General features: G+C 38.1%; 10 protein-coding genes. All 10 read left to right on the top strand.

What is annotated here, in order from left to right; all coding sequences use genetic code 11:
* Nucleotides 1-189: hypothetical protein (locus M0Q17_RS08695; RefSeq protein ID WP_295085993.1), on the top strand; the 189-nt coding region annotated here is incomplete at its 5' end.
* A 58-nt stretch (nt 190-247) separates the two neighbouring features.
* Nucleotides 248-1,633 carry a SapC family protein gene (locus tag M0Q17_RS08690; RefSeq protein WP_295085991.1) on the top strand — a complete coding sequence of 462 codons (1,386 nt, stop codon included), beginning with the start codon at nt 248-250 and terminating at the stop codon, nt 1,631-1,633.
* Nucleotides 1,634-1,707: 74 nt separating this feature from the next.
* A complete protein-coding gene (locus M0Q17_RS08685; RefSeq protein WP_295085989.1) occupies nt 1,708-3,507 on the top strand; it encodes a type I secretion system permease/ATPase in 1,800 nt (599 codons plus the stop codon).
* Nucleotides 3,504-4,802: an HlyD family type I secretion periplasmic adaptor subunit gene (locus M0Q17_RS08680; RefSeq protein WP_295085987.1), complete on the top strand. Its 1,299-nt coding sequence runs from the start codon at nt 3,504-3,506 to the stop codon at nt 4,800-4,802. Before M0Q17_RS08685 ends, M0Q17_RS08680 begins: the two co-directional genes overlap by 4 nt.
* Nucleotides 4,792-6,102 (top strand): TolC family protein, encoded by a 1,311-nt coding sequence (locus M0Q17_RS08675; RefSeq protein WP_295085985.1) that lies wholly within the window; start codon nt 4,792-4,794, stop codon nt 6,100-6,102. Before M0Q17_RS08680 ends, M0Q17_RS08675 begins: the two co-directional genes overlap by 11 nt.
* A gap of 8 nt (nt 6,103-6,110) precedes the next feature.
* Nucleotides 6,111-7,145, top strand: a complete 1,035-nt coding sequence (gmd, locus tag M0Q17_RS08670; RefSeq protein WP_295085984.1) for a GDP-mannose 4,6-dehydratase — start codon at nt 6,111-6,113, stop codon at nt 7,143-7,145.
* Nucleotides 7,146-7,148: 3 nt separating this feature from the next.
* Nucleotides 7,149-8,027: a GDP-mannose 4,6-dehydratase gene (locus M0Q17_RS08665; protein ID WP_295085983.1), complete on the top strand. Its 879-nt coding sequence runs from the start codon at nt 7,149-7,151 to the stop codon at nt 8,025-8,027.
* Nucleotides 8,028-8,046: 19 nt separating this feature from the next.
* Nucleotides 8,047-9,135 (top strand): glycosyltransferase, encoded by a 1,089-nt coding sequence (locus M0Q17_RS08660; RefSeq protein ID WP_295085981.1) that lies wholly within the window; start codon nt 8,047-8,049, stop codon nt 9,133-9,135.
* 8 nt (nt 9,136-9,143) lie between these two features.
* Nucleotides 9,144-10,454, top strand: a complete 1,311-nt coding sequence (locus tag M0Q17_RS08655) for a sugar transferase (RefSeq protein WP_295085979.1) — start codon at nt 9,144-9,146, stop codon at nt 10,452-10,454.
* A gap of 68 nt (nt 10,455-10,522) precedes the next feature.
* Nucleotides 10,523-11,392: mannose-1-phosphate guanylyltransferase (locus tag M0Q17_RS08650; RefSeq protein ID WP_295085977.1), on the top strand; the 870-nt coding region annotated here is incomplete at its 3' end.

The raw sequence follows: 11,392 nt of genomic DNA, 5'->3' as shown, positions 1-11,392 counted from the left end.
GTCATCCTGAACAAACAAGTCGTCATCCTGAACAAACAAGCTGCCAGCCTGAACAAACAAGTCGTCATCCTGAACTTGATTCAGGATCCAAAAGCTAGATTCCATGTCAAGTACCAAGTGACGGATAAACTATTTAAAATGACTATGACACCAATTAAAATATGCTTAAATGGTGTCGGAGTTATTTAATAAGTCCTTAAGTTTTATTTATATACAATTCACCTCGAGAGTAAGTTAAGGAACTGATTTGGCACGAAAAGTTAGGATTTTTGTTAAAGATTCTCCGCAGCATGTGATACTAAGGGGTTTAGATAAGCTTACTATTTTTAAAGATGAGTCAGATTACAGAGCATTTGCGGATATCTTAAGAGAGTCAAGCGCAAACAGTGATTTGGCTCTTCATGCTTATGTCTTGATGCCGCACTTTTTTGAGTTTTTAGCTACTCCCTCAAATGAAGATGCTTTGTCAAAGTTTATGCAAAGTTTGGGTAGAAAATATGTCGGTTATTTTAATAAAAAGTATAACCGCACAGGAACTATTTTTGAAGGCAGATATAAATCTTCTCTCGTTGAAGATGAGAAGTATCTATTTGATGTGATGCTCTACATAGAAAAACTTGCACCAAAAGAGCATCTATTTAGCAGTGTTCATAAAAATCTTTACGGTAAAAAAGATGAGATACTCTCTTACCACAGTTTATATAAAAAGCTTGGATTTACTGATGAACAAAGAGTGCAAAGATATGGCGAGCTTTTTAACTCTGCGATAAATTATGACAAAGATGACTTTATAACAACATGTTTGGAAAAACAGAGTGTAACTGGCAGTGAGGATTTTGTAAAAAATCTTGAAAAAATCGTAGGATTTTCTCTAACTTTAAAAGCTAGAGGTCGCCCTAAAAAAGAACAAATTAAAAAAGGAAAAAAAATGTATAAAAATTTAGTAATACTCGACAAAGAAAAACACAAAGAGCTTAAGATTAATCCGCTAGAGGACCTTTTCTTTGCAAAATCAGCAGCACATATCCCTCTTTTAGCAAATGAAGTCGCACAAGTAGGTAGCGCATTTCCAGTTGTCTTTACGGCAGGAGAAGTTCCAGAACTTACGGCGATCGTCTCTTTAGGCACTGAGAGTTTGGCAATTAATGAAGCTGGAAAGTGGATAACCTCTTATGTTCCCTCGTACTTAAGAAAATACCCGTTTTCTTTGGCAAGCACAAAAGAAAATCCTGACCAAAAAGTTATCCTTATAGATGAGGACTCCTCTCTTTTTTCAAAATCAAAGGGTAAGCAACTTTTTAAAAAAAATAGTGAAAAATCAGAAACTCTAGATCACGCAATCAACTTCTTAACCTCATATGACAACCAAATGAGCGTTACTCTAAATGTCGCAAAACTTATCGCAAAAAGCGGTATCCTTGAAAATAGAGAGATATCTGTTGGCGAAGGCGAAGAGAAAAAAGTTTTAGTAAACGGGTTTAAAGTAGTAAACAGAGAAAAGCTCAATGCTCTAAGTGATGATATCTTAGCTGATTGGGTAAGAAAAGGGATTATGGCTATGATAGAGGCACATCTAAAATCATTAGATAACATTCAAACTCTTTTTGAAATAGCGCAAAAAAGACAAAGTTAGGTAGCAATAATTTTGCACTAAAGAGGACGCATTCTCTTTAGTGTGTAACATTAGATATGTAAAAAAGGAATCCAATGGCAAATAGACCATCAAGGGCAAAAAATAAAAAATTATCCGAACTAAAAGAGGCTATACTAAAATCGAAAAAATCATTTATAGCAGTAGGTTTTTTTAGTCTGTTCATAAACATTCTGATGCTTGTTCCGCCTCTTTATATGTTGCAACTATATGATAGAGTTTTGGCAAGTAGAAGTGAGGATACTCTTATCATGTTAACGCTGATAGTCGTTTTCCTCTTTTTAACGATGGCGCTTTTAGAGGTTGTGAGATCTCGCGTACTTGTAAAAGTTGGAAACAAGCTTGATAGTCTGCTAAGTCAAAGAGTTTTTGACTCCGTCTTTGAGCTTGCACAAAAATATCCGGGCAAAGCCTCCTCTATGCCTCTAAACGACCTTACACAAGTAAGACAGTTTATGACGGGAAATGGGCTTTTTGCATTTTTTGATGCGCCTTGGATTGTTATTTATATAGCCGTTTTATTTATGTTTCATCCAATATTTGGCTATTTTGCTATATTTGCGGCGATTGTTTTGGTTGCTCTAACGATTATAAATGAGTATTCGACAAAACAGAAGTTAGGCGAAGCAAATGCACTTAACCGCTCCTCAAGTGCCTTTGTTGATGCAAATCTAAGAAATGCAGAGATAGTTCACGCTATGGGTATGAAAGATAGTATCCGCAAAATTTGGGAAGAGAGATATTTTGGTTTTTTAAATGCACAAAATGATGCAAGCAATAGTGCGGGTATCTTCTCAAATATTTCAAAGAGTTTGCGTATTCTTTTTCAATCCCTTATCCTTGGAATAGGTGCTTATTTGGCTATTAAGGCGGAGCTGACTCCGGGAATGATGATTGCGGGATCTATCATAATGGGTAGAGCTTTGGCACCGCTGGACCTTATTATCGGTAGCTGGAAAGGTTTTAGCAGTGCAAGAACTTCTTTTCAAAAGTTAGAGGGACTTCTTGAGGAGTTTCCAAAAGATAAAGAGTACATGCAGCTTCCTGCTCCAAAGGGAGAAGTTCTACTCGAAGGTGCAGTTGTTGTTCCTCCGGGTGCGACACAACCCTCACTAAGAGGCATATCAATGCTGATACAAAAAGGCGACATAGTGGGTATTATCGGGCCGAGTGCCGCTGGTAAATCATCACTTGCGAGAGTTATTTTGGGACTTTGGCCACTTGCAGCGGGTAAAGCAAGGCTTGATAAAGCTGATATCTATCAGTGGGATAAACATGATTTAGGGAAATACATAGGTTATTTACCTCAAGATATTGAGCTTTTTGAGGGAACTATCTCTCAAAATATAGCAAGATTTGGCGAGCTTGATTCGCAAAAAGTTGTAGATGCTGCACAAAGAGCGGGTGTTCATGAGATGATACTCAGACTTCCTGATGGTTACGATACTAAAATCGGTGCAGGTGGAGCAACGCTCTCAGGCGGGCAGAGACAAAGAGTAGGACTTGCAAGAGCTATATATAATGACCCTATTTTGGTTGTTTTGGATGAACCTAACTCAAACCTTGATGATGTTGGAGAAGCTGGACTTGTAAATGCAATCAACTACTTAAAGCAGATAGGCTCAACTGTGGTAATCATCACGCATAGACCAAGTATTCTTCAAGTAACAAACAAGATAGCAGTTATAAAGCAAGGTGTCTTAGAGTTATATGGAAATACAAATGAGGTGTTGGCGCAATTAGCCAAAAATGCACAGCAAGCTCAGGCACAAAATGCTCCAGCACCACAGCCTCAGTCAACACAAAGTGCACCTAAAATATCACTCAGCAAGCCTGACAATGAAGGAAAACTATGAGCGAAAAAAGAGAGATAAAGATGCCATCTACAGACGCTTCTAAAGTTATTGGCTTTGGTTTGAGTGTTGTTTTTTTACTATTTGGAGTATTTGGTGTATGGGCAGCGTTTGCCCCACTTGCAGAATCCTCGGTAGCGGTCGGTAAAATTTCGGCTGATTTAGATAAAAAAACTCTGCAACATTTAGAAGGCGGCGTGATTGAGAGCATCTTAGTAAAAGATGGCGATGAAGTAAAAAAGGGTGATTTGCTTTTAAAATTAAGAGATGTTCATATAAAGAGTCAACTAGACATCTACAAAACACAGCATGATGATGCTTATGCACTCTATGCCAGACTTGTAGCACAAAGAGACTCCAAAGATAACATTGTTTATCCTGATGAGCTACAAAATGAGAGTATTAAAAAAGAGCAAAATAACATCTTTTATGCAACAAAAAAGAGCATTGCAGATGAGAAAATTATTTCACAAAACAGAGTAGTGCAACTTGAAAACCAGATAGATGGTTTAAAATCCTTGATGCAGGCAAAAAAATCTCGACTAGAGTCCATCAAGGATGAGATTTTGGAGTGGGAAGATCTTTATAGACAAAAGCTAGTTGACAAACTTAAAATCAGAGAGTTAAGCAGAGAGCAAAACAGCATTGAGGGAGATATCTCTCAAACGGCATCAGAGATTGCAAAACTCGCAGAGGCTATCAATGAGACAAGAAATCAACAGCTTCTTAGGGAAAAAGAGTTTACCAAACAGACGCTAGGCGAACTTGTGCAAGCAAAATCAATGCTTTTTGATCTCAAATCAAAAATAGCTTCTGTTGAGGATACTCTCCTACGAACAAACATTGTCGCACCTATTGATGGTACGGTTGTGGGCTTAAATCTGCATACAGTTGGCGGTGTTGTATCTCCGGGTAGAGATATTCTAAAGATTATTCCACAGAGTTCAAAACTCATTGTTGTGGCGCAAGTGCAAATATCTGATGTTGACAAAGTCAAAGTCGGACTTATGGCAGATATAAGATTTTCAGCCTTTAACACGAGAAATACGCAAGTCGTAGAGGGAAGAGTTGTCCATGTTTCAGCCGATAGCTTTATCGATGAAAAGAGTGGCGTGCCATACTATGAAGCAAAGATAGAGGTAACAAAGAGCGGGGAAGTACAGCTTGTAGATTATGGATTTGAGCTTGTTTCAGGTATGCCCGCAGAGGTTATGATAAAGACTTCAGACAGAACAGTGCTTAGTTATTTTGTAAAACCGTTTACAGATATGATTACTAGGGGGTTTAATGAAGAGTAGTAAATATATCCTCTCGTTTTATCTTAGCACTCTTTTGTGCGGCACTCTAAGTGCTGATGTTTTAAACTTTTCAAGAGCCTATGGACTTGCTCTTGAAAATGCAAACCATCTTCGCTCATCAGTATATGTTGCAGAAGCTGAAAAAGAGAAGATAAATCAAGAAGAGTCGCAACTCTATCCGCAAATCAACCTATCGGCATCGTACAAAAAAACAGAGTATGAGTCTAATCCTTCAAAAAACATAACAAGGCAAGGTCTTATAACCTACTCGCTTACGGCAAGGCAATCCATCTATAATCCGGAAGTTTTCTCAAGGATAGATATGCAAGAGTCACGAAGCAAATACTCGGATGTAAAGGTTGAGTATGAGAAAGAGGCTCTAGCTCAGGAGCTTTTTAAAACCTATCTTGATATCTTAAAGTCGCACAACAAGATAAAGCTTTTAGAGTCCTATCTTGAGTACAACAGGTCTAAACTCGAGGAGTTGAGTAAAAAGTTTGCTATGGATCTCTCTAATAAGATGGATCTGCTTCAGATGCGTGTTGAGTATAACTCTGCCGTAATAGAGCTTGACAAGGAGAAGAAGCTTTTAAAAGTATATGACCTTAAGTTTAAGCACTATATCGGGGATGTTGAGTATGTGCTGCCTAAGATAGAGTCGGATAAGATTCTCTTAGGAACTATAAAGCAGATGAAAGAACAGGTTATCGGCGATCAAGATTTGCAAAAAAGTTTGCAGGTAAAGCAGGCAGAGGCCGCGGTTGAAGTAAGTGAAGCGGAGGTGCAAAATGCAAAAAGCGGACACCTGCCAAAGCTAACTTTTGATGCAGCCTACAATAAATACGACACAGATACGCCGACCGTAGATGCACCTTACAACTCGGTAAAGTATGCGATGTTTAGTCTAAATATACCTATTTACGGCGGCGGTTATGTTTCATCAAAAGTTGATTCCTCTAAACTTATGAAAAAAGCTGCAAACGAGGATTTACAACATGCCAAAAAAGAGGTTCAGGTTTCTTACGATGAATATCTTGCCATCTTTGACGCCTCCTCTGAATCCGTAACGATGTACAAAGATGCACTAGCATCAGCAGAGCTTTATCTTGAAGCTATAAATCAAGGTTATGAGTATGGTCTAAAGAGCATCATTGATTTAAACGATGCGAAAAATAAGCTAAACGAGGTAAAATACAAATACGTAGAAAATTTATACTCTTTAGTAGATTCATATATAGGGTTGCTGATGGTAACAAACAATTTTAAAGAGTTAAATCTTTTAGATAAATTAGTAGAGTGAGTTTAAAGATGAAAAAAGCGATAGTAACGGGTGTTACAGGACAAGATGGTGCATATTTGGCGGAACTGCTTTTAGATAAAGGGTATGAAGTTTACGCAACCTACAGAAGAACCTCCTCGGTCAACTTTTGGCGTATAGAGGAGCTAGGTATTCAAAATAATCCAAACCTTCATCTGGTTGAGTATGACTTAACTGATCAAGCAAACAGCGTTAGAATGGTAGCAGAGATAAAGCCAGATGAGATTTATAACCTTGCAGCGCAAAGTTTTGTGGGCGTCTCATTTGAACAGCCACTTGCAACTGCTCATATCACGGGACTAGGATGCGTGCATCTACTTGAAGCTATTCGCATAGTAGATTCAAAGATAAAGTTCTATCAAGCAAGTACCTCAGAGATGTTTGGTTTGGTGCAGGAGATTCCTCAAAAAGAGAGTACGCCGTTTTATCCTAGAAGCCCTTATGGGGTTGCAAAACTCTATGCACACTGGATGGTGGTAAACTACAGAGAGTCTTATGGCATGTTCGCATGTAGCGGCATACTCTTTAACCATGAATCGCCTCTAAGAGGAAAAGAGTTTGTAACAAGAAAGATAACAGACAGCGTAGCAAAGATTAAGCTCGGTAAACTAGAGTGTTTAGAGCTTGGAAATCTGGATGCTAAAAGGGATTGGGGATTTGCTAAAGATTATGTTTTAGGGATGTACCTGATGCTTCAAGCTCCAAAGCCCGACACCTATGTTTTAGCTACAAACAGAACCGAAATGGTAAGGGATTTTGTAACTATGGCATTTAAAGCAGCGGGAATTGAACTTGAATTTAGCGGCAATAATGAAAACGAAATAGCTACAGACAAAGCTAGCGGTAAAACAGTTCTTAGAGTAAATCCAAAGTTTTACAGACCTGCTGAAGTAGATCTTCTAATCGGCAACCCGCAAAAAGCAAAAGATGAGCTAGGCTGGGAGCCAAAATGCACGCTTGAAGAGCTTTGTGCCATGATGGTAAAAGAGGATTTAAGACGAAATGAGATTGGCTGTAGTTTTTAAGGCATGAAAAAAGTTCTTATAACAGGCATAGACAGCTTTAGTGGCTCTCACCTATCTTCATATCTTGAAATGTCTGGCTATGAAGTTTATGGAACCTCTCTATTTGAGAGCGGAGATAAAAAATATAGATGCGATATCACAAAAAAAGAGGATATCTTAAACGCTCTTGCGTCATGTAAGCCAGACTACCTTATACACCTAAGCGGCATCTCCTTTGCAGCCCATGGCAATAGTGAAGACTTCTACAGAGTAAACACCATAGGTACGCTAAATATACTAGATGCTCTTGTAGAACTCAACCTTAACCCTACAAAGATACTCCTAGCAAGCAGCGCGACCCTTTATGGAAATCAAGGTTTAGAAGTTCTTGACGAGACACTCTGCCCTAAACCCACAAACCATTACGGTGCGAGCAAATACGCTATGGAGTCTCTGGCAGCAAACTATTTTGCTAGATTAAACATCATCATAACACGACCCTTTAACTACACGGGCATAAATCAGCAAGAGCACTTTTTAATTCCAAAAATCATAAAACATTTTAAGCAAAAAAAGCAAACTATAGAACTGGGCAACATAGATGTAAGCAGAGAGTTTAACGACGTCGGCTATGTCTGTGAAATCTACAAAAGACTCATAGAATCCTCTCTTACCTCTGAAGTTCTTAACATTGCTTCAAACAGAGGCATAAAACTCTTAGACGTTATAGATATGATGAATGAGCTCTCAGGCTACAAGATAGAGGTTAAAATTAACCCGGATTTTGTAAGAGAGGGCGAGATTAAAACTCTTACAGGTTCCTCTGAAAAACTCTTTAAAGCAATCGGCGAAGTAAAACAAAAAGAGTTTAAACAAACGCTGCGAGAGATGCTTGATGCCTAGAATTAAAAAGGTGTTGTAGTTGAGAGTAGCGATAGTTCATGACTGGCTTGTAACAGATGCGGGAGCGGAGAAGGTTCTAAAAGCACTACTTGATATCTATAGAGATGCAGACATATTCTCACTTGTTGATTTTTTAAGCCAAAGCGACAGGGAGGCGGTTATCGGCGGTAGATTTGCAAAAACATCGTTTATCCAAAAACTCCCTTTTGCAAAAAAACATTTTAGAAGCTACTTTTTTCTTTTTCCTCTGGCAATAGAGAGTTTTGATTTAAGTGAGTATGATTTGATTATCAGCAGCTCCTGGGCGGTTGCAAAAGGGGTAAAAAAGCACGCAAACCAACTTCATATATCCTACTGCTATACACCGATTCGCTACGCATGGGATTTGTATGATGAATATACGGCTTCCTTGCCTCAGCCTAAAAAACTCTTTGTCCAAATCACGCTCGGATATATCAGAAAGTGGGATATAAAAACACTTGACAGAGTTGATTATTTTATAGCAGACTCTATCTTTGTGCAAGAGAGAATCAAAAGAACATATAACAGAGATTCAACAGTTATCTATCCGCCCGTCGATACGCAAAATTTTACATACGAGCCAAATAAAGAGGATTTTTATCTAACTGCATCAAGACTCGTTCCTTATAAAAAAACAAAACTAATCGTAGAAGCATTTAATGAGATGCCAGATAAAAAACTCATTGTCATTGGAAGTGGCGAGGAGTTAAAAACCATAAAAGAGATAGCAAAAACAAATATTTCGGTGCTAGGTTATCAAAAAATAGATATGCTAACAAACTACATGCAAAGAGCAAAAGCTTTTGTATATGCGGCAGTTGAAGACTTTGGCATAGTTCCCATTGAAGCCATGTCATGCGGAACTCCCGTTATAGCCCTTAGCAAAGGCGGTACGGCAGAGACGGTTATGGAGGGTAAAAATGGTATCCATTTTCATGAGCAGACTAAAGAAGAGATTATAGAAGCTGTTTGCAGATTTGAGGAGCAATCCTTTGACTTAGCATCTATTTCAAGAGATGCTCAGATATATAACACAAAAAGATTTCAAGAGGAGATACAAGAGTTTATAAAGAGTTTTGAAGTATAATCAGCCTCATGAATATTCCGAAATTTAACCCCTTTTCTTATCTGCTTACCCTCTTGCTTATTGGGGCTGATTTTTTTGCGCTGTATATCTCTTTTTTGCTTCTTAGGCAAACAGAAGCAGCACCGCTGGATATAGCCCCCTATTTTTGGATTTTTGCTTTTATACTTTTGGCATTTGGGGTGCAGAAAATATACACGCTTCGGTATGATTTTTGGAGCGATGCTCTAAGAGTGCTTAAGGGGTTTTTCTTCTCCTTTTTTGCGGTTTTTACTATTATCTCCCTTGCAAAAGTTTTTGATACCTACTCGGTAGATTTTTTATTAAAATTTTTCATACTATCAATCTTTACAACACTTTTTTTCAAAAGAGTCTCTAAGAAACTATTTTTCAGACTTGATGCGTTTAGGCTTAGAGTAAAGATAGTCGCAGATAAGCAAAACTACAAAACCATAGCCGAGGAGATAGAGAAAAACTGGTATTTTGGCTACAAAGAAGATGATGAAAACTATGATCTCCTCATCATCTCCTCACGCGGATTTGAGCTAAAGGAGCTTCAAGAGAAGATTAAAGAGTTCTCTCACACCACTAAAGATATCTTTATCATTCCCTATCTGGACTACTTTGATTTTTCACATGCGACGATAATCGACTTTTCAAACATTAGATTTTCAGCCATTTATATCCAAAACAGACTCTTAAGTGCTAAAAATATATTTATAAAAGCTTTTTTTGAAAAAATCATCATACTCCTGCTTCTGCCCTTTGCGCTGTTGCTGCATCTCTTTATCTTTATGCTTATCAAAAGGGATTCGCAGGGAGCAGTTTTTTTTAAGCAGCAAAGATTAGGGAAAAACTCTAACCTCTTTGAGTGTTATAAATATCGCACAATGCATCAAGACTCTCAACATATGCTAGAGGAGTATCTTTTAAAAAACCCCGATGAGGTCGAGTATTATAAGAAGTTTCACAAGTATAAAAATGATCCCCGCATCACAAAAGTGGGCGGCTTCTTAAGAAAAACATCACTAGATGAACTGCCTCAATTTTACAACATACTAAAAGGCGACATGAACCTTATCGGTCCAAGACCTTACTTGCCCCAAGAGCTTCAAGACATAGGCGAAGATAACAAAGATATCATACTTAGAGTTAAACCGGGACTTACGGGTTTGTGGCAGGTAAGTGGAAGAAACAAGCTGACTTTTAAAAAGAGAGTCGATTTAGATGTTTGGTATATACAAAATTGGTCTCTGTGGATGGATTTTGTTATCTTCCTTAAAACAACAAAAGTGGTCCTACTAAAAGTAGGAGCAAAGTAAGTAGGTTTAAGTTTATAGACAAATAAGCATCTAAGTGCTAAAATCCCTCTATAAAAAGAGGAATAAAGATGACAAATATTATTTTATGTGGTGGCAGCGGTACAAGACTCTGGCCCATAAGCAGAACTCTTATGCCAAAACAGTTTGTAAAGCTCTTTAATGACAAATCACTATTTCAGTTAACACTTCAAAGAAACCGCCTCTCTTGCCAAAAAAGTTTTATAGTCTCTAGTACAGAGCAATATCTCTTAGCGCAAGATCAAACACAAGAAACTACTCTACAAGAGAAGCACTCTATAAACTATCTTCTTGAACCAGAAGCAAGAAACACCGCTCCAGCGATTGCGCTTGCTTGCATGGCATTAGATAAAGAGGAGATTGTCTTAGTTACTCCCTCAGACCATCTAATCAAAAATGAAAAAGAGTATCAAGCTGTACTAGCGCGTGCAAAAGAGGCGGCAGAGAAAGATTATCTTGTTACCTTTGGTATAAAACCTACTTTTGCCCAAACAGGCTTTGGCTACATAGAAGCAGACGGAGAAGATGTAAAAGCTTTTCATGAAAAGCCAGATTTACAAAAGGCAGAGGAGTATCTAAGAGCGGGAAACTACTACTGGAACAGCGGAATGTTCTGCTTTAAGGCGGGAATTTTTTTACAAGAGCTTCAAAAACACTCCCCAGAAATCTACAACTCATCACTACAAGCCTTTAAAAATGCAAACCCACAACCCCAAGGAAGCGAGACTTCAGCCTCGCACATAAATATGATTAAAATCAAAAAAGAGGACATGTTAAAGATCCCAGAAAACTCCATCGACTATGCAGTCATGGAGAGGTCATCCAAAGTAAAAGTTATCCCCTCAGATATCGGCTGGTCAGATGTAGGAAGCTTTGATGCTCTTTACGAAGAACTAGCAAAAGATGAAAATGGCAATACC

It is taken from the genome of Sulfurimonas sp., assembly GCF_023229105.1.
GTDB lineage: Bacteria > Campylobacterota > Campylobacteria > Campylobacterales > Sulfurimonadaceae > Sulfurimonas.
Note: the sequence above shows the minus strand (reverse complement) of the source record. Positions and strands in the feature narration are given on the sequence as shown.

Bases quoted from the DNA above. Each gene is read 5' to 3' on its own strand.
- M0Q17_RS08685 (WP_295085989.1), top strand. From the start codon at position 1,708: ATGGCAAATAGACCATCAAGGGCAAAAAATAAAAAATTATCCGAACTA.
- M0Q17_RS08680 (WP_295085987.1), top strand. From the start codon at position 3,504: ATGAGCGAAAAAAGAGAGATAAAGATGCCATCTACAGACGCTTCTAAA.
- M0Q17_RS08675 (WP_295085985.1), top strand. From the start codon at position 4,792: ATGAAGAGTAGTAAATATATCCTCTCGTTTTATCTTAGCACTCTTTTG.
- gmd (WP_295085984.1), top strand. From the start codon at position 6,111: ATGAAAAAAGCGATAGTAACGGGTGTTACAGGACAAGATGGTGCATAT.
- M0Q17_RS08665 (WP_295085983.1), top strand. From the start codon at position 7,149: ATGAAAAAAGTTCTTATAACAGGCATAGACAGCTTTAGTGGCTCTCAC.
- M0Q17_RS08655 (WP_295085979.1), top strand. From the start codon at position 9,144: ATGAATATTCCGAAATTTAACCCCTTTTCTTATCTGCTTACCCTCTTG.